Below are 23,434 nucleotides of genomic sequence, written 5' to 3' on the forward strand. Positions count from 1 at the left end.
GGTAAGGGGGGATTGGGTGTAGGGGCAGGAATAGGGTCTTTTCCAACAGGAGAGATCCATTGGTTAAGTAGATCACTGTCTTAAGGGTGCAATTTAAAAAAACGCCTGTATCAGCAAGGTAGTACGGAGCGCTCAGGCGCTGAGAAACGAAAATGGTTCTTCCTGGAAGAGTGATTTTTCAGAGGAGCTGAATCAGAAGGGAGGCTGGCAGCCTTTGGGGAGGCCACCAGCCATGTGAGGGGGAATCCATGAAAACCACATCACAAAATTATTATCTCATCAGCACGGGAGTTGCACAATGGAGCTGACGATCACGCCGAATTTTGCACAGGAACGAGCGCTAAACATGTTGCGCCGTGATTGGAAGGCAAACGACACCTTCATGGTGTATTCGCCAACCGGTAGCGGTAAAACGGGTTTGGCCGCCTTCATCGTTGCCGGGTTTGTCAGCCGTGGTATGCGCGTCCTTTTCTGTGCACCGTACACCATCCTGATCGGTCAGACGGCTAATCGGTTCGTGGAGTATGGATTACCGGGGGATGAAATCGGTTATATCTGGGCGGATCACCCGAACTACGATCCGGACCGGAAAATTCAGATTGCCAGCGCCGACACGCTTATTCGTCGTGTTTTTCCTGAAAATATTGATCTGCTGATTATCGACGAAGCACACCTGCGTAAAAAGCGCATCCTGAAGGATATCGAACGTCTGCGCGGCAAAGGCGTAAAGGTGATTGGCCTGTCGGGTACTCCGTTTTCCCCGTTCCTGGGCAAATACTATGACCGACTGATTAAACCGACCACCATCGGCGAGTTAATCCAGCGTGGCGATCTGAGTAAATACGAATTTTACGCGCCAACTAAGCCGGATCTGAAAGGAGTTAAAACCAAAGCATCGCTTGAGTACGGGAGCGATTACAACGAAACGCAGCTGGCTGAAATCATGTGCGGCTCTACGCTGGTGGGCGACATCGTACAGAACTGGCTGGAGAATGGCCGGGATCTGCCTACCATCGCTTTCTGTGTCAACGTAGCCCACGCCAATTACCTGACAATCCAGTTTAACTTGGCGGGTGTTAACGCTGAGGTTATGACCGCCGACACTCCAGTGGATGAACGCCAGACCATCATTCACCGCTTTGAAACCGGTGCAACGAAAATCATCGTTAGTGTGGGCGTTCTGGTGGCCGGCTTCGATAGTGACGTTCGTTGCATCATCTACGCCAGGCCAACAAAAAGCGAAATTCGCTGGCTGCAGGCGCTCGGGCGTGGCTTGCGCACCGCTCCGGGTAAAGAGTCCTGCCTCATCTTCGATCACAGTGGCACCGTGCACCGCCTGGGTTATCCAGACTCTATCGAATATGACGATCTTCCGGGTAAATCAGACGGGATGGAGGAGGGCGCGCGCCGCGCAGCTGAGGAACGAGCAGAAAAGCTGCCTCACGAATGCTCGCAATGCCACTTCATGAAGCCTGCTGGCGTCTATGTATGCCCGAAATGTGGGCATAAGCCGCTGGGCGGTGAGGACGTTGATACCGACACTGGCCGCAAACTCAAAAAGCTGGGTAAAAACCAGCATCAGCCCACTAAGGCAGAGAAACAGGCCTGGTGGAGTCAGATCAAATTCTATCAACGCCAGCGCGTATCGCAGGGGAAAAAGCCCGTCAGCGATGGCTGGTGCGCAAACACCTTTCGCGAACGGTTTGACGAGTGGCCTAACGGGTTGAGTGATTTCCCGATGGAGATCACTCCGACCGTCTCTAATTTCATCCGGCACAAATTGATTGCGTATGCGAAAGGGCAGGAGAAGGCCAAGCGCCTGCAGGAGGCATCAGGCACGGCAGCACCATCCTCAGTACAGCAAGCACAGAAAGCGATTAGCGATATCAAACAGCAGTTAGGAAAACGAGCATGAAGACGGCAGAAGCGGCAAAAGGTCAATGGGCAATGATTTTTGAGCACTTCGGGTTACCTCCCATTAATGCCAGAAATCACTTTAAAGGCGAGTGTCCGGTATGTGGTGCGCGGGGAAAGCTGCGTATTGATGACCGGGACGGCCGGGGAACATGGATCTGTACCTGCGGCAGCGGTGACGGAATGAAGCTTGTCACTCTGACACAAGGGAAGCCATTCAATGAAATTTGCAGGGAAATAGACCAGCTGATTGGTAATAACTTTACCCGCGAAGCCTTCCCGCGCACTTCAGATGCAGTAAGCGCCCGAGATCGGGTTCTGTCCAAATTTTCGAAACTGGTCAACCTGAAAGGAACTACCGGGGCGGATTATCTGCAGGCCAGGGGAATTTATCAGCTCCCACAAGAGGCGGTGAAGTTCAATGATAAACAACGCTACGGCGGTAAGGTTTACCAGTGTCTGTATTCACTCGCAACTGACGACAAAGGCGAGCTTTGCTATCTGCACAGAACTTTACTGGACGGCAATCAGAAAGCCCAACTAAGGGATTCTGCCGGAGCGAAGCGCCAGAAATCTCTTCAGGACGAAAGCTATCTGGATCATGCCCGTTCCGTCGCTATTCGCATGTTCCCGGTAGCGACGACCCTCGGAATTGCCGAGGGTATCGAAACGGCTCTTTCCTGCAAGCAGCTGTACAACGTTAACACCTGGGCCACCATGACCAGCGGATTCATGAAGAAATTCCGTGTTCCTGCAGGTGTGAAAAATTTGATTATTTTCGCAGATCGAGACGTAAACAGCGCCACCGGATTGGCTGCGGCCACGGAATGCGCCCATGCCAACTTACTGGCAAAAAATGACCTGGAAAAAATCAGCATCTACTACCCGGATAACGGGGATTTTAACGACATGCTCATGAACGGCGATCAGGTTCGTGAGGTGGTTTTCTTCAAGAAAAAGGCGGCTGCGTAATGCGTACTGATAACAACGAACATAAAGCACTATTCACCATCCCGACGGCAGCGCACAGCTCCGCCCTCGCAAACATCAAGCCTCTGCCCGAGCAACGGAGAATCACCGGGCATAAGCAAACTGACGCTTATCTTTGGGTGCTGGAGGTGATCCGTCTGAACGAACCCGCACATCTGGACGCAGCCGAAGCCGCGCTGGAGAAAATTGAAATCTCCCCTAAAGAGGCCGAGGAACGTTACGCGCGTTATTTGCTGGCGAATGGTGGCGATCCTTTCCAGGTTGCTTTCGGTACCATCGGCATAGATAACCCGGCACAGGCAATCAGGAACGCCCGGGAGGACATCAAAAAAGCAGCATCAGTCAGGGCCACGTTCGGCAGCTATGAGGCAGCTCTCGAAGATGTGGAAGCCGAGCGAGTAATCAAGTCTTCCCCGAAATTTATCGACGATCACCTTTGGGGATGGACTCCGGCCGAGAAGAAAGCTGGCAGCATTAACGGCAGCCGTATGAACGAAATTGATGAACAGCGCCGGGCATTTGTTGAAGGCTATCGTGATGTACTGCCAGAGCCCAATACGCTTTCTGACGTTGTTCGTGAGTTTGTTTACTGGGACTGGCTCTACAGCGTTCGCCACACTGCAACTAAAGAGCAGGGCTATGAGTTTGGTTACTCCGAGCATCACGAATCGGTATATGACCGCGAGCGCTACCTTGAAAAATTGCTTGCTGCCATCAAACCCGTAACGCGCGTCGAAGCCGTGGAGGTATGTCACTGGTTTCTTGACAGTGGAAAGGACGAATTCATGGAAGACCACGGCGCGGCGGTGATTCTTAACCTGGTAGGGGAGTGTGAAGAATGAAACTGGAGGCATCACTAAAACACTTTAGCCCTCAGGGAATGCACATCAGCGACGACGTGAAAGGAACCTCTCCGGATCGTATCACTGGCACCGATGTTATGGCGGCCATTGGTACCACCAGCAGCCGAGCGCGGTTTGGTCTGGCTGCCTTCTTTGGTAAGACCGGGATCAGCAAAAGCGATGAGCAGTTGGTTGTACAGGCTCTGGCGCGTCATGCAATGGAATCAGCGCCCAGGAATGTACGTAAAGCAGCAGCAGGCGAGTTTGGCTGGTGCATGCTGGTGCTCGCACAATTCGCCTTTGCCGAATACTCCCGTTCAGCGGAAACCAGCGTGACGTGTCACAGCTGCGGCGGCAGCGGATTAACCTCTCAGTATGAAGATGTGATCAAATATCCTGGAGTCTTCAACTCTGACGGAATGGAAATCGTCCCGCCGAAAATCAAGCACGAACTGGTCAAGCGTAAATGCGCGGCATGTAACGGTAAAGGTAAGCTGTTGGCCCGATGCCGTTGCGGCGGAAAAGGTGAGGTGCTCGACCGCAAAGCCACAAGTGAGCGTGGCGCGCCGGTGTTCAAAACCTGCGAGCGCTGCAGCGGAAATGGATTTTCTGGGGTGCCGTCTACTGCAGCTTATAAAGCGATACTGAAGCGAGTCCCGGATCTGCACATCAGAACGTGGACCCGTAACTGGAAACCGTTTCTGGAGGGGCTTGTCGACGTCTGCTACAGAGAAGAACAAAAAGCAGACTCGGCATTTCAGGACGCAACGAGCTATCGTGATGATGTGAACAAAATTTAGCATATTAGCCACATTAAGCTTGATTTTGTCCGAACTTGTCGTGTATGCTTCAGAACGTAGGTTATTGCGCCTGCATGAAATCAAACCCGCCTCTGAGCGGGTTTTTTGTTGATTTTAATTAACCAATAAACACCATAGTCCACGTATTGTTAATGTGTGAGCCTTACTAAAGGCATAGAAGCAAAGACTTGAATGGTGATTAGGCATGAGCGTTGTAATAATCTTAGAGGGTGGCTATAGGGATTCTCCGTCGCATCTATTGGGGGTGTTTTCTTCCGTAGAAAATGCGAAGCAAAGAGCAAGAGAGATTGTTGGCCTACCCCGTAACACTTGCTACCACGACTATTTTTCCATCTACAGGGTAATAGTGGATATTGGTGAGCCAATTCATATAGAAACCTTTGACACTGAAGACATTTTTAAGAAATGATCATCAAGCCCTGCGGTTAACCCGTGGGGCTTTTGCGTTGTTTGCCCCAAAAAAAAACCCCGCATCATCACGGGGTTTGCTTTGCTAAATGTCTTTAATTTTATGATAGATGCTTATGGCACTGTGGTACATCAGCCTCATCTCGCTAAAATTTGACCCCTGAGATGTGTCAGTATTTTCACCCGCGCCGTAGACCGCCTCGATACAGTCTCCGATCTCTCTAATTGTTGCGGCTGGGTCATCTGAGTGTTTGATCATTAAAGCCAAAAGAAATGCCGACTTCTCATTCATTGGCCCCATGGCTGAGAGCATCAAGTCAATCTTTTTCTCACGCATTTCTTTATTGTAATTCTGTGGGTCAAGCATGCTGCTCATAAATAATTCTCCAGAGTTGTGATAGTTATCATTGGTACTACGGAAGAGTTTTCATCACGTTATCAATTTCCCTTCCTTCAAATCGTGAAGTCCAGCCGCAGGAGCCGCAATGGTAAGGAAAGTCATCGAACCCGCTACCGACCTGTTTAAGACAGTTGGGACAATAAACCGCGCTGATATACCCACCCGCGGGATTTTTTCTAAAGGCCGCGCCCATGTGCTCGACAAACTCATCCTTTGCCCGGTAAGCCGCTACTTCCTTCGTAAGTTCTACGCACTTGGCCTTCGCCTCGGCAAGTTCTTCTATGGTGGCAGCATGGGCTTTTTGAAGTACGTCGATCTGCTCTCCAATGAAAGCGATGCGCTCGCGCAGGACCTCGTTACTCTGCACAGCAGAAAGCGCGCCGATCCCGTTTTTAAGGGACGCGATAAGTAATCCTACATCCATGGTTATTCCCTAATTGTCTGTGGAATAAACAATTTAGCAATTTCCTTTGCCTGTGGAAAGCTGGGAAACCACGCGCCGGGCGTGGATAAAAACCCCGGCATTAAAATTTCTTTAGGCTGCCGATTGGCGGCCTTTTTCTTTTTCAGGCTCCGGTAACCCTCACCGATGAGCTTCATCGTTAAATTCATACCGAGAGCCTGACCCCTACACACAGCACCCGCACACTGCGAGGTGAGAGAACATGAAAATGAACGATCACTCAGGGAACATATTCACGCAGTTCTTTGCGTGGTTGGGAACACTTGCCGCTGCACTGGGCTTCACAACTCAGGACATGGTTTACATGTTCTTCGGGGCGGTTGGCCTGATTATCTCGCTGGTGTCTTACGTCAATGGGCGTCTTGATGCGCGCCGGCGCAGAAAAGAGGATGAAAAGCGAACGAAGATGATTCGCGATTATCTCGATGGAGTTAGTGATAAACCAAAATCCGAGCGTCCGGCTGCGGTCAGCGTTGTCGCGGATGCACTGACAAAGGCAGGTGAATAATGGCCCAACTGGCTAAAAAGGGCGGCGCAGTTGGCGCTATTTGTTCTGTTGCAGCGATTATCGCCATAGTGCTGGGCAATGGTAACGTCCGAACGAATGAGCGTGGTCTGGAGTTAATCGGTAATGCGGAAGGTTGTCGCCGTGATCCATATCTTTGTCCGGCTGCAAAACTCACTGATGGGGTTGGCAATACTCACGGTGTAAAAACTGGCGTGCGAAAGACAGATGCGCAGATTGCTGCTGACTGGGAACGAAATATTCTCGACGCTGAACGCTGTGTTAACTCATACGGTAACGGGGGAAATCTCAGTGATGACACGTTTTCGGCGGTGACGTCGATTACGTTCAACATCGGCTGCGGGACAATGCGTAAATCGACACTTTATGCATTCCTGCGTGAAGGTCCAAAAGCCTGGCCCTCAGCATGTAACCAGTTCCCCCGATGGGTATACGCTGGGAAAACAATCTTGCCAGGGCTGGTAACTCGTCGTGAGGCAGAGAAGCAGCTCTGTATGGATGGTCTGCAATGATCACCTTTGCCGATATTAAATCCGTATGGCGTTGGATAGTGCTGGTGGCCGTGGTGATTGTTACTGCTGTATTGTGCATCCTGCTGGCAAACAGCCGCTCTGACGTTGCTACGCTGAAGAGTGATAATGACGTTCTGCGCAGTGACAATAACCTGCAGGGGACGGTTATCGCTGCTCAAGCTTTCAACTTCAACCGGTTTAACCAGGTGGCCGAAAACGCCAGCCGACTTAACTCACTTATTGATGTCAGCTCCGATAGCACGGTTATCGAATATAGGGAGATTCTCCATCGTGAAAAAACCTGTAATCTGCCTGTTCCTGCTGATGTCGCTGGTGGGCTGCTCAGCTACGCGAACAGTTTACGTGCCAGCGCAATGCTCACCGATTCCGGGAACGCTGACGCAGCCGGTGATAGCACCACTACCGCCAGCGCGCTGACCTATTGCCAGGCTGTTCTCTGGATCAAGCCGCTGCTGGCCGCTATCGAAAAAGCGAATATTCAGCTGGCTGGAATACGCCAGATCGAGAAGGACAGGCAATGATTATTGCCAGCATGACATTACAAAAGCCATTCACTGAGTGGCTTTGATAATGTTTTTTGAGTGAGGATTGTTCAGCATGGCTTCGATAAAAGAATCCAATGATGCCATTGGACAATCGAAATATTACGTCCACTGGAAGGATGAAAAATCCGGTCATGGACGCCGCCGCATTTTTAAGAATATTGATGATGCCGCTCATCTTTTCTGGCAAAAACAGAATATCGAGCTGGATTGTCGAACTGCCAGCTGGACCGGAATAGACCATTCCTGGACTTTCCGAAAGTTAATTCTGTTTTATCTGGGGTATCAGGCCGGTAAGCTGGAAAAAAATATCATTCGGTTGTCGTCATATGCGAAATGCCGTCACGATCTACTTGCTGTAGACGGGCCGATACTGGAAAAAAATATTCTCCATATCAGCCATCGCGATATCGTTGATTCGGTTCGCACCGGCTGCCATCGCTGGATTCGTTCGGCTTTCTTCCTGCTGGTGGAAAAGCGGCTCATCACTTTTAACCCTGTTGACCGTCCCGCGCGCCGGAAGCGTCGACCCATCACCATACCGCCATCATCATCGGTCAGGGAGCTACTGAATAACGCGCCAGTTCGTGAGCGTATCGCGTGCTGGCTCGGGATTTGTGGCCTGCGCATCGGTGAGGCTCTGGCGGTTACTTATAACGACGTGTCAGCTGACTGGATCGATATCCGGGGGCATGTTGTTGACGGCGTTATACATGAGGGGCTGAAAAGAGGCGTGGAGCGCCGGGTAAGGATGCCGCGTGAGCTTTTCGCGTTGCTGGATAAAAGTAAACTCGGTACCTCTGAGCCTCTTATCTGCAACCAGTTTACCGGCGCATGCCTCGCTACCAGCTACGGCACTCAGGGCGTTCTCGTCAGAACCCTGAACGACTATGGCATTAAACGATTCCATCATCTTCGCCACTTTGCTGTATCTCGCCTGGCAAACAAAGGCGTCGATATTCTGAAGGTTTCCCGACTTATTGGGCATTCGAACATCAAAACCACAATGGACGTTTACGGTCATCTGTTCGGTGAAGTGGTGGAGATGGATTTGGACGACTGAGTTATCCACATAGTGGAAATATTAGGGCGATCCACTATCTCCCCATTCTGCGCGGCCTCCGGGCATTAAATCGCAGTTTTTACGGAAAATCGATAACTCCGCATTTTTTGACGTTTTTAATTCCGCACTTAAACCCAGCAGGCTTGCGGCCCCGGAGCAGATTTTTTCTCAGAATTATTCCGCACGCAAAATGCGTAAAAATAATTTTGAACAAAATATAAACAGCACTCGATTTCAGGTAAGCGTATGGCCCGTAAAAATAGCTTTAAGAAGGCCTACGTCGGTATCGTTATTGATATGGCTCTGGCCCGTAACAAGATCTCAAACCGTATGGTTGCCCAGCGACTGGAAATTGACGAGGCGACTATCCGTAACTGGCGCAAGGAACATGCCGACTTTAATCGTGCCTTTACCGAGGCTCGCGAAGTTCTGATGGAAAAAATTAACAACGTTGCAGGTAAAAGCCTGGACATTCGGAAGCGAAAGATTGTCACCAAATCCTCTGATGGACTGAAAACAACCGTCGAGGATGTTTTGCCAACGCACAATGATGTTGCGGTGTTTGCCAAAGCACTTGGACTCGGCCGCAGTGTTTATGGGGAAGAGGATCGTCAGCGTGATGTGCTTCGCGAGGTGATGAAACACAAGGTGGCCGGGAAATACTCCGCGCTGGAGGCGGCGCAGCTGCTTGAGGCTGAGGGGATAAAAGTTCCGGCAACCCTGCTTATGGAGCTGGAAGCACCGAAGATTTTCGAATCGTTCAACAATATGGACGAGGCAGCCAAAGCCGACGCGGCGAACCTGACCCCGCAGGAAGCAGCAGATATCTACAAAAAATACCTGGGCTGAAAATTGCAAAAACAGGCGTTTCGAACCGTAAAAACGCTATGCACTTTTTGACCCGTTTTATGCACATTTTATTCATCTCGATTTGACCACTTTTCTGTTCAAAACAGAGGCTTCACGCCGTTTGCGTGATGGGTGCTGTTGCGCCAGTGCGGGTAACGACCATTATGTTAAATCGGGGCGTTTTTGAGGAATTTTTCTGTGCCGATCCCGTTCCCCTTTGACTTCCGCAAACCGGACTATACAGCCGTGTTTGAGTGGAGAATGGAGAGGCTGGAGCGGATCAGGAAAGCGCCTGAAATGCTTCCGGCACTCCGTGAGTTTTACCGCACTAACCCAGCCCAGTTCATCATCGACTGGGGCATGACGACGGACCCGCGTAACCTCGATTATGGCCTACCTGCCACCATCCCGTTTTTGCTGTTCCCCCGCCAGGAGGAATGGATTAACTGGATCATGGACAGGCGCGCCAGTCTTGAGCATGGACTGACAGAAAAAAGCCGCGAAATGGGGCTGAGCTGGACATCTATCGGCCTGGCCTGTTCACTTTGCCTGTTCAACAAAGAAATGGTGATCGGGTTCGGTTCCCGTAAAGAGGAATATGTCGACAGTACCGGCGACCCGAAAGCACTGTTCTGGAAAGCGCGTAAGTTTGTCGAGCTGCTGCCGGTAGAATTTCGCGGTTCATGGAGTGACAAAAAACATGCTCCTTACATGCGTGTGGAGTTCCCGGACACAGGCGCGGTCATTAAGGGAGAGGCTGGCAATAACATAGGGCGTGGTGACCGCACCACGCTTTATTTCGTGGATGAATCGGCGTTTCTCCAACGCCCGTTACTTATTGATGCCGCGCTCTCACAGACGACCCGCTGCCGGATTGACCTCTCATCCGTCAACGGCATGAATAACCCGTTTGCCCGTAAGCGCCACAGCGGAAATATCCCGGTGTTTACGTTCCACTGGCGCAGCGACCCGCGCAAGGATGATGAGTGGTACCGCAACGAATGTCTGAAAATTGATGATCCGATTATCGTTGCTCAGGAACTGGACCTGAACTACAGCGCATCCACAGAGGGGATTCTCATTCCTTCTGAATGGGTACAGGCTGCCGTCGACGCGCATATCAAACTGGGTATTCAGCCCAGCGGCCAGCGCCTCGGCGCAATGGATATCGCAGACGAAGGGAAAGACAAAAACGGCTTTTCTTGCCGCTATGGCTTCCTTTTGCAGAACGTTCACGAATGGTCTGGCATTGGCAGCGACATCTACGCCTCTGTCGTTAAATCGTTTGGGTACTGTGACGATTACGGTCTTGATGAGTTCCGTTTCGATGAGGACGGTCTGGGTGCTGGTGCGCGTGGCGATGCTCGCGTGATAAACGAGCTCAGGCAGGCTGAAGGCCGGGGAACAGTCACAGCTACGCCTTTCCGTGGTAGCGGTAGCGTATTCGATCCGGAAGATGAAGCCGTTCCTGGTGATAACGGTAAAGCGGCACGCCTGAATAAAGACTTCTTCGCGAACGCGAAAGCACAGAGCTGGTGGCATCTTCGCAAGCTGTTTCGGAACACCTTCCGCGCGCTGAACGGGATGGACTACAACCCCGACGAAATCATTTCTTTAAGCAGCGAGATAGAAAATATTGACCGCCTGCTGATGGAGCTTTCACAGCCTACGTGGTCGAAAAACGCCGTCGGTAAAATCCTCGTGGATAAACAGCCGGAAGGTACAAAATCGCCAAACCTCGCCGACGCCGTGATGATTAACTACGCGCCGATGGATTCCTCTCTCGATATCTGGACTAAGCTCGGAGCATAAAAGCTATGGCGAAAAAAACAGGAAGAGTTGCCACAGCCGACTCTTACGATAACTTTGTCGCGCGAGTTGGCATGCAGCAGCCAAATCAGCATGCAGCGTCAACTTATCGAGCCAATTACACCAGCCGCAATCGTCTGCTGTTGGAATGGGCGTATCGTTCCTCATGGATCATCGGCGCAGCTGTTGATGCAAAGCCCGACGATATGACAAAAAAAGGGGCCAGAATAACCAGCGAAATTGACCCAAAGCGGCGGGGGATTCTGGAGGCCCGATTTGAAGAGCTAAAACTCTGGGAGCGGCTGAACCTGATCCTGAAATGGTCCAGGCTGTATGGTGGTGCCGTTGGGCTAATCCTCATTGAGGGACAGGCACCCCTGACGCCGCTGGTACTGGATAAAGTGGGAAAAGGCAGCTTTAAAGGCCTCGCTGTTCTCGATCGTTGGATGATTAACCCTAATCTCGGACGACGCATCAAAAAACTCGGGCCTGAGCTTGGTAAACCCGAAACTTACGAAATCGTTACTTCTGCGCAGGGTATTCCCCCCTGGACAGTGAACTACAGCCGGTTGATTCGAATGGATGGAATTACCCTCCCGTATCAGCAGGCGCTCACGGAAAATGAGTGGGGGATGTCTGTTGTTGAGAGAGTCTTTGACCGCCTGACATCGTATGACAGCACGAGCGTTGGTGCTGCGCAGCTGGCTTACAAAGCACATTTGCGAACAGCAAAAATCAAGAAGCTTCGCGAAATCATCGCGATGGGCGGGAAGCCATTAGAAGCACTAATAAAACAGATGGATATGGTTCGTGAGTTCCAGACAAATGAGGGAATGTCTCTTTTTGATTCAGAAGATACTTTTGAGACACATTCCTATACTTTTGCTGGATTATCAGACCTTCTGAGTGAATTTAAGGAAGATATTGCCGGTGCCGTAGGCATCCCCCTTGTTCGGTTATTTCGCCAATCGCCGAAAGGTTTTTCAACGGGTGATGCTGATCTGGCGAATTACTACGACGATATCGGTGCTCTTCAGGAAAACGTCTTAAGAGCGCCTGTCAGGCTCCTTTATGATGTCCTCCATCGTTCTGAATTTGGCGAACCATTGCCAGCCGATTTTGCATTCGAATTTAATCCCCTCTGGCAGATGTCAGATGTTGATCGTTCAACCGTTGCAACCAACACCACTAACGCGCTGGCTACTGCTGTGCGTGAACTTGGAATGCCTCCTGCAGCCGCACTTACCGACCTCAGGGAAACGGCGCGCGTGACGGGTATTGGTGCATCAATCACTGACGAGGACATTAACAATGCGAAGTCCCAGTGGGAGGAGGATGAATCTGAAACCATCCCTCCGCCGACGATCGGAAATCCAGTACCGCAAAAGCCTGTTGGCGATAGCAAACCAGATAGGGCAGATCGTCGATGGTACCTACGATGGTTCACAGGCCAGCGCTGACAGCATTTCGAAAACGCTGGTGGACTATTCCGAGGTAATCAGCGACTGGGCAGAGCATGTCGGGCGAAGGATGTTTGCCCAGGTCGAGCAGGAGGAATGGAATCAGTGGAAATCGGTGTCAGAGGAAATTGGCGCTGGCCTGCGCGATGTGGTGGGTAATACCCCCGTCGGGCAGGTGGCCCAGGATATTGTGTACCGCCAGATTCAGCTGATGAAGTCCCTGCCGCTGGAAGCAGCCGATCGCGTGATGGACATACAACAGCGCGCAATGCAGGCGGTTATCACTGGTGAACGTCCGGACGAGCTCTACGAGATGATCATGGCCTCTGGTGACGTGGCCGCCAGCAGGGCGCAGCTGATTGCCCGTACAGAGATTGGACGAGCTACCGGCGCGCTGACGCAGGCCAGAGCCCTTTCGGTTGGATCAGAGGGCTACTGGTGGCGTATCGAGGGGGCCGGAACGCGCGATTCTCACCGCAAGATGAAAGATAAATTTGTGCGCTGGGATAACCCGCCGACGCTGGACGGTATGACCGGACACGCCGGATGTTTGCCGAACTGCAAATGCTGGCCTGAAGTACAGATTCCTGCACCGAGAAAATGAAAAATACGGCTTTGAGCATTCATTTCATGCGAACTGCAATACCCGAGAAATGTTATGAAAATGTTGCATTCGAAAAGGCCGATTTTTAGCCCAGTTAATCGCTACTTTTACGGCTTTAAGGGGACATTTTAATCGAGTCCATTTTCGTCGGTGCGGGTAAGAACCCTTATGTTAAATAGACCGTTATTTCGATCATTTTTCCCAATCTCACAAGGTCGCCACTGGGCGGCCTTTTTGTTGCCCGTAATCAAGCAGGTAACCAATGAAATATTTCTTTAAAACCCGTCTTGGGAACACCCGTTTTCAATTGGCCGATGGTTCGATTCTTTTCAAAGACGTACCTATCGGTCGAACCGGAGAACAGGTTTATGGCGCGCAAGAGCTGCCTGAATTAACCCCTGACAGCGACGGGCTGATTATTGTCCGCCGAACGCCTGAAGAGGTATTTAGTGAACGCACTATCGCGTCGTTCGAGGGGATGAACGTCACTATAGGCCACCCGAAAGACTTCGGCGGCAACATCATTTTTGTCACGCCGGAAAACTGGCGCAGGCTGGCAAACGGTCACATTCAGAATGTCAGACGCGGAGAGGGGGCAAACTCTGATCTGCTGCTGGCTGATGTCATCGTCAAGACGCCGGAAGCTATTCAGGCGGTTGAAGACGGAGACGATGAGGTTAGTTGTGGCTATGACGCCGACTACCGTCAAATCTCGCCGGGTGTCGCAGAGCAATATGCGATCACCGGTAATCACCTGGCCTTAGTCCCTAACGGGCGGGCTGGTTCACGTTGTGCACTGGGAGACGCTATGCCGAGCACTACTAAAAACTGGTTTACCCGGCTTTTAAAGGCCCGTAAAACCAACGACGCCGCCGAAATGGCGAACTTGATCGATAACCCACCAGAAAATATGACTGGTGATAACGACGATGTGACGTCATCCATGACCCCTGGAGGGGTGGTTATCAACCTCTCACCTCAAAACCCGATGCCTGCGCCAACGCTGCCTGTCACGACTGATGCGCAAGAAGATATCCCTGCGTGGGGTAAAGCGCTCATTGAGGCCGTGGCAAAACTCACCCCATCCAATCCAGCGACGGTTGATGAAGATGAAGACGAAAAAGGTGAGGAGGAGGGGGCGGTTACTGGCGATGCTGCTTATCGCGCTGATCTGATTCAGCCAGGCATCCAACTCCCGGCGAAGGCGAAACCAACTGCGTTTAAACGTCAGGTTCTGGCTTCTGCCGATCAGATGCTGGTTCGTTCCATCGTGGGCGATGCTGATGTTAAAAAGTTGAAAAAAGCCACTGTTGATATGGCATTCAATGCCGTTTCTGAGCTGGCTAAAAACCGCAATACCGCCGCGCAGACTGTAGACAGTTTCCGCACGATGACCACCAACACCACAAAATCTATCGCGGAAATCAATAAAGCCGCGAAAGAACTCTGGGCTAAACGAGGCTAAAACATGGCTAACACCATTCTTTACCGGATGTCTGCGGGCATTGCCGGGGGTATTTCACGCCCACAGGATTTAACCGTAGAGCCGCATATTCTTGATGCGACTAAACCATTCCCTGCGTATGGGCTGGGCGGGAAGATTGTCGGGGGTAAGTTTGTTCCCATCGAGGCAGCTGACCCGGTGACAGTATTGGCGGGGATTTTTGTTCGCCCTTATCCGACGGCTTCGCAGCCCGACAAGATTCGCCAGGTTGGCACCGGCTACAACTTTGCCGGCGATAACCTGAAACGCGGTTATGTCACGGTCAATATCGGCGGTGACGCCTCTGCTGTTGCTCTCTATGCCCCGGTATTTATGCGCGTCGGCACTCCGACCGCAGCAAGCCCGCTGGGCGCTTTCCTCGCTGCTGCGGACGATACAAACACTGTTCAGATCACCAACGCCTATTTCAATGGTCCCGGCGACGCCGACGGCAACATTGAACTGGCATATAACATTTAAGGGAGCATGACAAATGCCAATGACCTTTGATCAGGCAACAGTCGACAGCACTGGTGCTTTTCTGGTTCACGAGCTGGAGCGACTCGACCAGACGCTGAACCTGCCGCTGACCTCCCAGACGTGGAGCCGCGATATCGAACTACGTGAAGATGTTTCTATCGCGGACGAGATGAGCTCTTTCACCAACACCACGTTTGCGGCCGCTGGCTCTCCGAACGCAAACGGCAAGAACTGGATCAACCAGTTAGCTACTGCCATCTCCGGGCTGAATGTCGATATCACAAAAACAGGCTTTCCTCTGGAACTGTGGGGGATGGAGCTGGGCTGGACCGTGGTTGAACTCGCCGCCGCCGCTCAGGTTGGCCGTCCGATTGACACCCAGAAGTACGACGGCATGCAGCTCAAATGGAACATGGACACGGATGAGCAGGTGTATATCGGAGACGCTGCAAAAGGTGCAAAGGGGCTTTTGAACCTGTCTCAGGTAACCCCAACGAACGCGGCGAAAACTTGGGCGACTTCTACCCCTGACGAAATCCGCGCCAGCATTAACCAGGTACTGAGCAATGCGTGGACCCGTTCCGCATATTCAAAAGTCCCGGAAGACTTGCTGATCCCGCCAGACCAATATTCTTTCCTGGCAAGCACTATCGTTTCATCTGCAGGTAATCAGTCACTGCTGACCTATCTGGAAACCAACACAATTGCTTTCCACCAGAACGGCAAGCCGCTGAATATCCGCCCTGTGAAATGGGCCATCGGCCGTGGCGTTGCAAACAAAGATCGTATGGTCGCATACACGAACGACAAAAAGTTTGTGCGCTTCCCTATGGTTCCCCTGCAGAGCGTGCCCATCCAGTATCGCGGTATCTACCAGCTCGTAACCTACTACGGAAAGCTGGGTGCTGTTGAACCGGTCTATCCGGAAACCCTTAACTACATGGACGGCATTTAAGCCAGTAGCCCCCGGAAACGGGGGCTTTCCTGAGGAACTGCTATGAAAAAAATCTATGTGCTGTCGGCGTTTAACTTTAACGATGGAGCCAGCATCAAGGCTTTTACCCCCGGGTTTCATGACGTTGAAAATGACGTTGCTGATCACTGGTTTGTGAAAGCACATTGTTCGCCCGATGGCGAAGCCCCTGCGCTGGCAGATGATCCGCGTATTGCTGAGCTGGAAGCGCTGGTGGCAGAGCAGACAACCCGCATTGCTGAGCTTGAGGAGCAACTTGCAGAGGCTAAAGCCAATGGCAAAAAACAAAAGCCTGCCGACGCCTGAGAAATTCCGCACTGATTTCCCGCAATTCGCTGATGAAACCAAATTTCCCACCACGATGATACAGGCCCGCCTCGCTCTGGCAGATGTTTTGATGAGCGAGTCACGGTTTGGGGAGGATATTTTTCCCTATGTCGTTGAATTGTTCGTGGCGCATTACATGACACTTTATGCCGCTGACATGCGCTCTTCGTCCGTAGGGGGCGCTGGTGGTGCTAACAGTGGTGTTCAGACATCAAAGTCGGTGGATAAGGTTTCTGTCAGCTATGACGCCAGTGTGACGCTTAATCCTGATGCCGGGTTCTGGAATAACACTCGCTACGGTTCCGAATTCTGGGAATACCTCATGATATTCGGTGCAGGAGCGATACAACTGGGGACACCATAATGAAAAGCGGGTTAACGGTTCGCGCTGACAACGCCGTGGCTGTTCTGGAATCCCTCTGGCAGCTATCCGGAATGGATGTGCTGGTGGGAATACCTGAGGACAAGGCAGGGCGTGAGGATGGCTCTCCGATTAATAACGCGGAACTGGGCTACCTCCACTCGACAGGCGCAACGGTGGAAATCGACGGTACAACGGTCACGCTCCCCCCGCGTCCTTTTCTGGATATGGGGATCGAGGATTCAAAACCCCGAACCACTGCACACCTCAAGGCAGCGGCAACCGCCGCGCTGGAGGGGCAGACTGAAGCAGCAGTGCGTGAGCTGGAGAGCGCCGGACAGATTGCCCGTGATGCTGCAAAAGCTGTTATCGGTGCTGGCGACCGACTGCACCCGCTTTCTGAGAAAACCCTCGAACGCAGACGCGCCGAAGGCATTCCCGGCGACAAGCCGCTGTATGCCCACGGTTACCTGCTGCGCTCAATTAACTACGTCGTGAGGAAAAAATAATGCCTCTTCTCGATGTGAGCGATGTTCTTCTCGATCCCGACTTCATGGACACCAGTCTGGTATGTCACCGGCAGGTTCAGACGGTGGATGAGGACAATTTCACGAAAAACACAGCTCAGGATATCCCGTTCTCTGGCGTGGTGACGGTTGACCGTTCTCTGGAAGCTAGGCGAATGGCAGCAGGCCAGAATATTAGCGGCGCGATCCTCATCGTGACGCAGTTCAGATTAACCCAGGGCCAGCCCGGTACAGACAGCTCCCCGCGACTTGATGCAGATATCGTGACCTATAGCGGACGCGACTATCGCGTGACGTTCGTCGACCCGTACACCCGTTACGGTGCCGGATTCGTCCAGGCACATTGTGAGCTGGTGGACTTTAACGGAGGGACGCCAATTGAGTAACGACAGCACCGCGCGCGGTTATCTGACGCCTGTCGGGGATCTCCCCCAATACGACGAGGCGCTTGAGCGTGAAATCAGCCGGTGGATTCGTGGTGTTTCTGGCCTGCCGGCTGCGCTTGTTTTCCCCCGATGGACTGACCCGCAGCCGCAGATCCCCAACAACGGGGTGACGTGGTGCGCCTTCGGTATCACTACCGTTCCCCAGCCGTTAAGTCAGTCCGATGTTCAGGTTTCGGAAGAACAGTCCCAGCAATGGACATGGGAGCAGGTCACGGTGATTTGCTGCTTTTACGGCCCTCTGGGGGCCAACATTGCATCAACTTTCCGCGCGGGGATATTCGTCGAGCAGAACAACGCCGAGCTGAACCGCTCGGGGCTTTCGCTGGTGGATGCCGGGACTATCTACAACCTGCCAGAGCTCATTAACAACCAGTGGGTGAGGCGATACGACCTCACGATTACGCTTTCTCGCAAAAACATTCGTACCTATAACGTCCGGACGCTGCAAGATGCGCCCGTCTCATTTTTCGGAGACTAAATTATGCCGCAGGGATTACCTGTATCAAACGTCGTCAATGTCGACGTGATCATTGGGCCGCGTGCGGCTACTGGTCGAAACTTTGGTTCGCTGCTCATTCTCGGGAGCTCTACGGTTATCCCGGTTACTGAGCGTATTCGCCTTTACTCATCCCCCGAAGATATCGGCACAGATTTCGGTGTTGATAGCCCGGAATATGAAGCCGCTACGGTGTATTTCTCGCAATCACCGAAGCCTCAGCAGGTCTATGTCGGCCGCTGGGCGAAAACGCTGGCATCGGCTGAAAGCGGTTCGACGGAAACGCTGCTGCAGGCCGTGAACGCCGTACTGAATTACACGAACTGGTATGGCCTGGCCGTGGCAGACGATGAAGATATCGACGATGCCGACTGGCTGAGTGTGGCCGCAGCGATCGAGGCTTCCAGTCTCAGCCGCATTCTGGCGATTACCACTGCAGACCCGGCCTCAGTTGATGCGACATCGACAACCGATCTGGCTTACAAGCTGAAGGCTGCAAAATACGCTCGCACGTTTGTGCAGTATTCCACCAGCAGCAAGTACGCCGCGCTGTCGGCGTTTGGCCGCGCGTTTACCGTGAATTTCAACGGCAGCAACACCACCATTACCCTGAAGTTCAAACAGGAGCCGGGGATCACGCATGAAACACTGACCACCAATCAGGCGGCGGCGCTGGATGCCAAGAACTGCAACGTGTTTGTGTACTACCAGAACGATACGGCAATCCTGCAGCAGGGCGTCATGTCCAGCGGTGATTTCTTCGATGAACGCCACGGGCTCGACTGGCTGCAGAACTACGTTCAGACCAACCTGTATAACCTGCTCTACACCAGCACAACCAAAGTCCCACAGACCGATGCTGGCGTTACGCGCCTCCTTTCCAATGTCGAACAGTCAATGGATCAGTCTGTCACAAACGGGCTGGTGGCTGCCGGTGTATGGAACGGCGGCCCGATCGGGCAGCTGGATTCCGGCGATACGCTGACAAAAGGCTATTACGTCTACGCACAGCCGATTTCCGAGCAGGCGCAGGCAGACCGCGAAGCCCGTAAGGCACCGGTTATTCAGGTGGCCTGTAAGCTGGCGGGTGCGGTTCATTTCGCTGATGTTCAGATCAACGTCGTTCGCTAAGGAGAACATGAATGGCTACTTATTCTTTTATGGACGTTACGGCGTCCCTCTCCGGCCCGACCGGCGAGATTGATCTGGGCTACGGTTCCGCCAGTTCAGAGGAGGGGATCACCGTTGCAATGGGCGGCCCCAAAAACACCATGACCATCGGTGCTGACGGCGAAGTGATGCACAGCCTGCACGCGGATAAAAGCGGCACGGTAACCGTCAACCTGCTGAAAACCTCGCCGACAAACAAAAAGCTGTCGCTGGCGTACAACGCGCAGAGTCAGTCCTCAGGCACCTGGGGAAACAACGTCATTGTGATCCGCAACAAGGTGAGCGGAGACATCATCACGGCGCGCAGCGTGGCGTTCCAGAAACAGCCGGATAACGCCAACGCTAAAGCCGGTAATACGATGCCCTGGGTGTTTGACTGCGGCAAAATCGACCAGGTTCTCGGGGAGTTTTAACAGATGGAATGCTCAATCAAAGGCCACGATTACCGCGTGGCAAAACTCAGCGTTTTTGACCAGCTGAAAGTGACCCGCAAACTGCTGCCGGTGCTGGCGGGCATGATGTCAGATTTCGGGAGCATTCGCTCCCTTCTGCCTGCTGATGGCAAAATCGACACCGTGAAATTCGATCAGCTGAAACCGGTATTTGAAACCCTGCTTCCGCGTATCGCTGAGGAACTGTCTTCCCTGACCGAAGAAGACACCAACGCGATTATTCATCCTTGCCTGGCCGTAGTATCACGTAAGCACATGGACGGATGGACGCCGGTATTTAACAGCGGTCAGCTGATGTTCGATGATATCGACCTGCTTACCATGCTGCAGCTGGTGGCGCGGGTGGTCGCCGATTCGCTGGGAAATTTTTTGCCCGTGAGCCCTACCAGCGCGACGGCGGACCAGCCTCAGGGCTAACCCTCAACAGCCTGCCTGACGGGCTGTCTTATCTCCTTGACCCGGTTGACGCCGGGTTAATCCCTTATTACGCGCTGAAGGATGGATCTGTCGATCTGTGCGATATCGCGCTGATGAATGACCACCTGGCCGTTAAGGCTGACAACCAGCGCCGTATAGAGAAATGGAGAGAGGATAATGAACGCTGAGACTATTAAAGATTTCCTCGTCTCGCTCGGTTTTGATATCGACGAAGCAGGCGCGGAAAAGTTCGATTCAGTCCTCGCCGGCACGACCGCAAACGCTATCAAAATGGGGCTGGCCGTCGAAGGTGCCGCGCTTACCGTGGTGGCCTTCACGGCTAAGATCGCCTCCGGTCTGGATAATCTCTACTGGGCGTCACAGCGTACCGGCGCGACGGTACAGGGGATTCAGTCTATTGGCTATGCGGTTTCGCAGGTGGGCGGCAGCGTAGACGCGGCGCGCTCCTCTCTGGAAAGCCTCTCCCGATTTGTGCGTAACAATCCCGGCGCGGAAGGATTCCTGAATCGCCTGGGCGTACAGACCCGTGACGCCAGCGGTAACATGCGCGACATGGCCGCTATCTTTACGGGTGTCGGCCAGAAGCTCAGCAGCATGCCGTACTACCGGGCCAACCAGTATGCGCAGATGCTGGGCATTGATGAAAATACCCTCATGGCGATGCGCCGGGGTGTCGGTGGTTTCTCCGGGCAGTACAGCACAATGGCGAAAGCTATCGGCTTTAATGCTGACGAGGCGGCCAGAAGCTCCAACAAATTCATGATCTCCCTGCGCGAGTTCGGCGCGATGGCAGGCATGGCCCGTGACAAAATCGGCTCTAATCTTGCTGGTGGCCTGGCGGGTTCGCTGGACACGCTGCGCCGCCACATCCTGGATAACTTCCTGCGCATCGAGCAAACCCTGACGAAAGCCATTAAAGGCATTCTGGCGCTCGGGGACATTATCGGGCGGCTGTTCTTCAGACTTATTGAGGGGACATCCAGCCTTATCACCTGGTGGCAATCGCTGGATAAGCAAACGCGGGAGCTCATCTCGCTGTTTGGTGCGCTGACGATTGCGCTGCGCATTCTGAACAGTACGTTCTGGATGTCGCCGATTGGCCTCATTACCGCGCTGGCGGCGGGGATTGCCCTCCTGTGGGAGGACTATCAGACCTGGAAGGAGGGCGGCGACAGCCTTATCGACTGGGGCAAGTGGAAACCGGAAGTCGACGCCGCTCTGAAGATGGTTCGTGACCTTAAAACGACCGTTAACGACCTGGCGAAAGCGCTGGCGAAGCTGCTCAATATTGACCCCAAATCATGGTCCCTGAAGTGGGATTTCAGCAACTTCATCGACCAGATGGGCGAGTTCAGCAAAATGCTGAATATGATCGCCGACCTGCTCAACGCCATTAAAGATGGCCGCTGGGCTGATGCCGCCAGCATCGGCAAACAGATGCTTAATCAGGGCAGCGAAAATCCGTCAGCGATGCCGATGGTTACTGACAGCGCCAACGGTACCGCCGACTGGATTAAAGAGCACTGGGGATTCGATCCTCGCAGCGTGGGCCGAACGGTGCGCGGCTGGTTTGGTGATGATGGCCCTGAACAGCTCGGCCAGTCAGTCAAGCGGCCACAGCCAACCAAAGCAGGCTCTGAACTGCTGGGATGGATGCAGCCGATGCTTACCAACCTGGAACAGCTCTACCGGCTTCCGGAAGGTTTGCTGCGCAGCGTGGCCATCACGGAATCGGGCGGTAATCAGTTCGCCGTTTCAGGCGCTGGCGCTAAAGGTCTGTTTCAGTTTATGGACGGCACGGCGCGCGACATGGGGCTGCGCGGGAATGATGTTTTCGACCCGGAGAAGGCCGCGCAGGCAGCCGCAAAGTATCTCTCACAGCTGCTGCAGGCGAACGGCGGTGACCTGAGCAAGGCGCTGGCCTCTTATAACTGGGGGATCGGGAACGTGCAGAAGCACGGGATGGCCCTTATGCCTCAGGAAACCCGCAACTACATTCCGAAGGTGTTAAGCAACATGCCCGCGCCCGGTGCTCAGGTACAGCAACAGAACACCTATCACATCTACGGTGGTGGTGATCCGCGTTCTGTCGGTACCGAGGTCGAGCGTCGGCAGCAGTCGGCAAACGCCCAGGTCATGCGCGGTAATCAAACGAAGGTGGGTTAATGGATATTCTCTCTACGCTCTTTCAGCAGCAGAGCCGAAAAATAGGGATGATTGTCCCCAGCGTGGTTGTTTCTGAGAAGCATACCGACACGCTGGAGATAACAGAGCACCCTGTCGAGGTCGGGGCCGCCATCGCCGACCATGCCTACAAAAAACCGTCTGAAGTGGTGATGGAGGTCGGTTTCGCAGGTGGCGGATCGTTGCTGGATTTTGCCAGTAACCTGACGGCTACCAGCCTGCTCGGGCTGAGTCCCCAGCAGACGTATCAGGAGATACTCGACCTGCAGGCGAGCCGTATTCCTTTCGATGTGGTGACCGGCAAACGGCTGTACAGCAACATGCTGATCCGCGCGCTGGAAGTGACGACAGACAAGACAACCGAAAACGTTCTGTCTGCCGTCCTCACTCTGAGAGAGGTTCTTATCTCGCAGACGCAGCAGATCACCGTTGCGGATAAAACCAACATGAAGGACGGGGCCAGCACGTCGGCGGTACTGAACACCGGCAACAAAACCACAAAGCCGCCAAATACCTCGCTGCTGAAAAGCATCACGGGTAACGCGGCGTCATTACTGGGGCTCGGCTAATGGCAATTCATGAAATCCCGCTGACAGCGGATAACCAGCAATTCAGCATCATCCTTGCGGGGACCACCTGGCGGGTTAGCATCACCTGGCGCGATCTGTACTGGATTTTGGACCTGCAGAACGACAGAGGGGAGCCGGTAATCTCCGGTATTCCTCTCGTAACGGGGGCTGACCTGCTGGCGCAGTACGGCTATATGGGGCTCGGCTTTAAGCTGGTGGTGGTCTGTGACGACAGCACACAGGATTATCCGACGAAAACCGATCTGGGCGGCCGCAGTCATTTACTGGTATCAACGGAGTAAGC

General features: G+C 53.1%; 30 protein-coding genes. 27 read left to right on the forward strand and 3 right to left on the reverse strand.

Annotation, left to right across the window (positions count from 1 at the left end; translation table 11 throughout):
- The first annotated feature begins 298 nt into the window (after positions 1-298).
- The 4 genes from C3451_RS21375 to C3451_RS21390 are packed head-to-tail and all read left to right on the forward strand — an operon-like array spanning position 299 to position 4,546.
- Entirely contained in the window at positions 299-1,915 is a 1,617-nt protein-coding gene (locus C3451_RS21375; protein WP_032666055.1) for a DEAD/DEAH box helicase, read from the forward strand.
- Positions 1,912-2,886: a toprim domain-containing protein gene (locus C3451_RS21380; protein WP_032666054.1), complete on the forward strand. Its 975-nt coding sequence runs from the start codon at positions 1,912-1,914 to the stop codon at positions 2,884-2,886. The genes C3451_RS21375 and C3451_RS21380 overlap by 4 nt, the downstream gene beginning before the upstream one ends.
- Positions 2,886-3,746: a helix-turn-helix domain containing protein gene (locus C3451_RS21385; RefSeq protein ID WP_100148742.1), complete on the forward strand. Its 861-nt coding sequence runs from the start codon at positions 2,886-2,888 to the stop codon at positions 3,744-3,746. Before C3451_RS21380 ends, C3451_RS21385 begins: the two co-directional genes overlap by 1 nt.
- A complete protein-coding gene (locus C3451_RS21390) occupies positions 3,743-4,546 on the forward strand; it encodes an antitermination protein (RefSeq protein WP_100148741.1) in 804 nt (267 codons plus the stop codon). The genes C3451_RS21385 and C3451_RS21390 overlap by 4 nt, the downstream gene beginning before the upstream one ends.
- Before the next feature lie 514 nt (positions 4,547-5,060).
- On the opposite strand, the gene C3451_RS21395 is transcribed toward C3451_RS21390, so the two are convergent.
- The 3 genes from C3451_RS21395 to C3451_RS21405 are packed head-to-tail and all read right to left on the reverse strand — an operon-like array spanning position 5,061 to position 5,987.
- Positions 5,061-5,351, reverse strand: coding sequence for a hypothetical protein (locus C3451_RS21395; protein WP_047345198.1), 291 nt, complete (start codon positions 5,349-5,351; stop codon positions 5,061-5,063).
- A gap of 37 nt (positions 5,352-5,388) precedes the next feature.
- On the reverse strand, positions 5,389-5,799 hold the full coding sequence (locus C3451_RS21400) for a hypothetical protein (RefSeq protein ID WP_047345199.1): 411 nt from the start codon (positions 5,797-5,799) through the stop codon (positions 5,389-5,391).
- A 2-nt stretch (positions 5,800-5,801) separates the two neighbouring features.
- A complete protein-coding gene (locus C3451_RS21405) occupies positions 5,802-5,987 on the reverse strand; it encodes a hypothetical protein (RefSeq protein ID WP_047345200.1) in 186 nt (61 codons plus the stop codon).
- A gap of 53 nt (positions 5,988-6,040) precedes the next feature.
- Between C3451_RS21405 and C3451_RS21410 the strand changes: the two genes are divergently transcribed.
- The 23 genes from C3451_RS21410 to C3451_RS21520 all read left to right on the forward strand — a co-directional run bounded on the left by C3451_RS21410 (position 6,041) and on the right by C3451_RS21520 (position 23,432).
- Positions 6,041-6,346: a hypothetical protein gene (locus C3451_RS21410; protein WP_052954575.1), complete on the forward strand. Its 306-nt coding sequence runs from the start codon at positions 6,041-6,043 to the stop codon at positions 6,344-6,346.
- Complete coding sequence (locus C3451_RS21415) at positions 6,346-6,876, forward strand: lysozyme (RefSeq protein ID WP_047345201.1); 531 nt, start codon at positions 6,346-6,348, stop codon at positions 6,874-6,876. The genes C3451_RS21410 and C3451_RS21415 overlap by 1 nt, the downstream gene beginning before the upstream one ends.
- Positions 6,873-7,418 carry a hypothetical protein gene (locus C3451_RS21420; RefSeq protein ID WP_100148740.1) on the forward strand — a complete coding sequence of 182 codons (546 nt, stop codon included), beginning with the start codon at positions 6,873-6,875 and terminating at the stop codon, positions 7,416-7,418. Before C3451_RS21415 ends, C3451_RS21420 begins: the two co-directional genes overlap by 4 nt.
- 76 nt (positions 7,419-7,494) lie before the next feature.
- Positions 7,495-8,502, forward strand: coding sequence for a tyrosine-type recombinase/integrase (locus C3451_RS21425; RefSeq protein WP_100148739.1), 1,008 nt, complete (start codon positions 7,495-7,497; stop codon positions 8,500-8,502).
- A 246-nt stretch (positions 8,503-8,748) separates the two neighbouring features.
- Positions 8,749-9,351 carry a hypothetical protein gene (locus tag C3451_RS21430; protein ID WP_100148738.1) on the forward strand — a complete coding sequence of 201 codons (603 nt, stop codon included), beginning with the start codon at positions 8,749-8,751 and terminating at the stop codon, positions 9,349-9,351.
- Positions 9,352-9,549: 198 nt separating this feature from the next.
- Complete coding sequence (locus C3451_RS21435; RefSeq protein WP_100148737.1) at positions 9,550-11,163, forward strand: TerL protein; 1,614 nt, start codon at positions 9,550-9,552, stop codon at positions 11,161-11,163.
- A gap of 5 nt (positions 11,164-11,168) precedes the next feature.
- The gene (locus C3451_RS21440; protein ID WP_100148736.1) at positions 11,169-12,620 is read left to right on the forward strand and encodes a DUF1073 domain-containing protein; all 1,452 of its coding nucleotides are present in this window, start codon (positions 11,169-11,171) and stop codon (positions 12,618-12,620) included.
- A 70-nt stretch (positions 12,621-12,690) separates the two neighbouring features.
- Positions 12,691-13,224 carry a phage minor head protein gene (locus C3451_RS21445; protein WP_032629703.1) on the forward strand — a complete coding sequence of 178 codons (534 nt, stop codon included), beginning with the start codon at positions 12,691-12,693 and terminating at the stop codon, positions 13,222-13,224.
- A gap of 262 nt (positions 13,225-13,486) precedes the next feature.
- Positions 13,487-14,689 (forward strand): DUF2213 domain-containing protein, encoded by a 1,203-nt coding sequence (locus C3451_RS21450; protein WP_100148735.1) that lies wholly within the window; start codon positions 13,487-13,489, stop codon positions 14,687-14,689.
- A gap of 3 nt (positions 14,690-14,692) precedes the next feature.
- Entirely contained in the window at positions 14,693-15,187 is a 495-nt protein-coding gene (locus C3451_RS21455; RefSeq protein WP_058690846.1) for a hypothetical protein, read from the forward strand.
- Between the two features lie 13 nt (positions 15,188-15,200).
- Entirely contained in the window at positions 15,201-16,142 is a 942-nt protein-coding gene (locus C3451_RS21460; RefSeq protein WP_058690847.1) for a DUF2184 domain-containing protein, read from the forward strand.
- A 42-nt stretch (positions 16,143-16,184) separates the two neighbouring features.
- Positions 16,185-16,466 carry a hypothetical protein gene (locus tag C3451_RS21465; RefSeq protein WP_100148734.1) on the forward strand — a complete coding sequence of 94 codons (282 nt, stop codon included), beginning with the start codon at positions 16,185-16,187 and terminating at the stop codon, positions 16,464-16,466.
- The gene (locus C3451_RS21470) at positions 16,435-16,851 is read left to right on the forward strand and encodes a DUF4054 domain-containing protein (protein WP_063927888.1); all 417 of its coding nucleotides are present in this window, start codon (positions 16,435-16,437) and stop codon (positions 16,849-16,851) included. Before C3451_RS21465 ends, C3451_RS21470 begins: the two co-directional genes overlap by 32 nt.
- Positions 16,851-17,357, forward strand: a complete 507-nt coding sequence (locus tag C3451_RS21475) for a hypothetical protein (protein ID WP_100148733.1) — start codon at positions 16,851-16,853, stop codon at positions 17,355-17,357. The genes C3451_RS21470 and C3451_RS21475 overlap by 1 nt, the downstream gene beginning before the upstream one ends.
- The gene (locus C3451_RS21480; protein WP_100148732.1) at positions 17,357-17,761 is read left to right on the forward strand and encodes a head-tail adaptor; all 405 of its coding nucleotides are present in this window, start codon (positions 17,357-17,359) and stop codon (positions 17,759-17,761) included. The genes C3451_RS21475 and C3451_RS21480 overlap by 1 nt, the downstream gene beginning before the upstream one ends.
- Positions 17,754-18,299, forward strand: coding sequence for a hypothetical protein (locus C3451_RS21485; protein ID WP_124304405.1), 546 nt, complete (start codon positions 17,754-17,756; stop codon positions 18,297-18,299). The genes C3451_RS21480 and C3451_RS21485 overlap by 8 nt, the downstream gene beginning before the upstream one ends.
- Before the next feature lie 3 nt (positions 18,300-18,302).
- On the forward strand, positions 18,303-19,448 hold the full coding sequence (locus tag C3451_RS21490) for a DUF3383 family protein (protein WP_100148731.1): 1,146 nt from the start codon (positions 18,303-18,305) through the stop codon (positions 19,446-19,448).
- An 11-nt stretch (positions 19,449-19,459) separates the two neighbouring features.
- Complete coding sequence (locus C3451_RS21495; RefSeq protein ID WP_000257260.1) at positions 19,460-19,900, forward strand: DUF3277 family protein; 441 nt, start codon at positions 19,460-19,462, stop codon at positions 19,898-19,900.
- Between the two features lie 3 nt (positions 19,901-19,903).
- Positions 19,904-20,356, forward strand: a complete 453-nt coding sequence (locus C3451_RS21500) for a phage tail assembly chaperone (RefSeq protein ID WP_045269847.1) — start codon at positions 19,904-19,906, stop codon at positions 20,354-20,356.
- An 11-nt stretch (positions 20,357-20,367) separates the two neighbouring features.
- Positions 20,368-20,544: a hypothetical protein gene (locus C3451_RS24630; RefSeq protein ID WP_024131618.1), complete on the forward strand. Its 177-nt coding sequence runs from the start codon at positions 20,368-20,370 to the stop codon at positions 20,542-20,544.
- Positions 20,534-22,543 (forward strand): transglycosylase SLT domain-containing protein, encoded by a 2,010-nt coding sequence (locus C3451_RS21510; protein WP_100148730.1) that lies wholly within the window; start codon positions 20,534-20,536, stop codon positions 22,541-22,543. The genes C3451_RS24630 and C3451_RS21510 overlap by 11 nt, the downstream gene beginning before the upstream one ends.
- On the forward strand, positions 22,543-23,130 hold the full coding sequence (locus C3451_RS21515) for a phage baseplate protein (RefSeq protein WP_016247449.1): 588 nt from the start codon (positions 22,543-22,545) through the stop codon (positions 23,128-23,130). The genes C3451_RS21510 and C3451_RS21515 overlap by 1 nt, the downstream gene beginning before the upstream one ends.
- Entirely contained in the window at positions 23,130-23,432 is a 303-nt protein-coding gene (locus tag C3451_RS21520; RefSeq protein WP_100148729.1) for a hypothetical protein, read from the forward strand. Before C3451_RS21515 ends, C3451_RS21520 begins: the two co-directional genes overlap by 1 nt.
- Positions 23,433-23,434: the final 2 nt, after the last annotated feature.

Source organism: Enterobacter sp. 301B, from assembly GCF_003850715.1.
Lineage (GTDB): Bacteria > Pseudomonadota > Gammaproteobacteria > Enterobacterales > Enterobacteriaceae > Enterobacter > Enterobacter intestinihominis.

Coding starts and splice junctions, on each gene's coding strand:
- C3451_RS21510 (WP_100148730.1), top strand. CDS start 20,534: ATGAACGCTGAGACTATTAAAGATTTCCTCGTCTCGCTCGGTTTTGAT.
- C3451_RS21420 (WP_100148740.1), top strand. CDS start 6,873: ATGATCACCTTTGCCGATATTAAATCCGTATGGCGTTGGATAGTGCTG.
- C3451_RS21425 (WP_100148739.1), top strand. CDS start 7,495: ATGGCTTCGATAAAAGAATCCAATGATGCCATTGGACAATCGAAATAT.
- C3451_RS21410 (WP_052954575.1), top strand. CDS start 6,041: ATGAAAATGAACGATCACTCAGGGAACATATTCACGCAGTTCTTTGCG.
- C3451_RS21495 (WP_000257260.1), top strand. CDS start 19,460: ATGGCTACTTATTCTTTTATGGACGTTACGGCGTCCCTCTCCGGCCCG.
- C3451_RS21455 (WP_058690846.1), top strand. CDS start 14,693: ATGGCTAACACCATTCTTTACCGGATGTCTGCGGGCATTGCCGGGGGT.
- C3451_RS21440 (WP_100148736.1), top strand. CDS start 11,169: ATGGCGAAAAAAACAGGAAGAGTTGCCACAGCCGACTCTTACGATAAC.
- C3451_RS21470 (WP_063927888.1), top strand. CDS start 16,435: ATGGCAAAAAACAAAAGCCTGCCGACGCCTGAGAAATTCCGCACTGAT.
- C3451_RS21395 (WP_047345198.1), bottom strand. CDS start 5,351: ATGAGCAGCATGCTTGACCCACAGAATTACAATAAAGAAATGCGTGAG.
- C3451_RS21460 (WP_058690847.1), top strand. CDS start 15,201: ATGCCAATGACCTTTGATCAGGCAACAGTCGACAGCACTGGTGCTTTT.
- C3451_RS21445 (WP_032629703.1), top strand. CDS start 12,691: ATGTTTGCCCAGGTCGAGCAGGAGGAATGGAATCAGTGGAAATCGGTG.
- C3451_RS21390 (WP_100148741.1), top strand. CDS start 3,743: ATGAAACTGGAGGCATCACTAAAACACTTTAGCCCTCAGGGAATGCAC.
- C3451_RS21385 (WP_100148742.1), top strand. CDS start 2,886: ATGCGTACTGATAACAACGAACATAAAGCACTATTCACCATCCCGACG.
- C3451_RS21415 (WP_047345201.1), top strand. CDS start 6,346: ATGGCCCAACTGGCTAAAAAGGGCGGCGCAGTTGGCGCTATTTGTTCT.
- C3451_RS21515 (WP_016247449.1), top strand. CDS start 22,543: ATGGATATTCTCTCTACGCTCTTTCAGCAGCAGAGCCGAAAAATAGGG.
- C3451_RS21465 (WP_100148734.1), top strand. CDS start 16,185: ATGAAAAAAATCTATGTGCTGTCGGCGTTTAACTTTAACGATGGAGCC.
- C3451_RS21475 (WP_100148733.1), top strand. CDS start 16,851: ATGAAAAGCGGGTTAACGGTTCGCGCTGACAACGCCGTGGCTGTTCTG.
- C3451_RS21450 (WP_100148735.1), top strand. CDS start 13,487: ATGAAATATTTCTTTAAAACCCGTCTTGGGAACACCCGTTTTCAATTG.
- C3451_RS21380 (WP_032666054.1), top strand. CDS start 1,912: ATGAAGACGGCAGAAGCGGCAAAAGGTCAATGGGCAATGATTTTTGAG.
- C3451_RS21520 (WP_100148729.1), top strand. CDS start 23,130: ATGGCAATTCATGAAATCCCGCTGACAGCGGATAACCAGCAATTCAGC.
- C3451_RS21490 (WP_100148731.1), top strand. CDS start 18,303: ATGCCGCAGGGATTACCTGTATCAAACGTCGTCAATGTCGACGTGATC.
- C3451_RS21400 (WP_047345199.1), bottom strand. CDS start 5,799: ATGGATGTAGGATTACTTATCGCGTCCCTTAAAAACGGGATCGGCGCG.
- C3451_RS21480 (WP_100148732.1), top strand. CDS start 17,357: ATGCCTCTTCTCGATGTGAGCGATGTTCTTCTCGATCCCGACTTCATG.
- C3451_RS21430 (WP_100148738.1), top strand. CDS start 8,749: ATGGCCCGTAAAAATAGCTTTAAGAAGGCCTACGTCGGTATCGTTATT.
- C3451_RS21405 (WP_047345200.1), bottom strand. CDS start 5,987: ATGAATTTAACGATGAAGCTCATCGGTGAGGGTTACCGGAGCCTGAAA.
- C3451_RS21375 (WP_032666055.1), top strand. CDS start 299: ATGGAGCTGACGATCACGCCGAATTTTGCACAGGAACGAGCGCTAAAC.
- C3451_RS21500 (WP_045269847.1), top strand. CDS start 19,904: ATGGAATGCTCAATCAAAGGCCACGATTACCGCGTGGCAAAACTCAGC.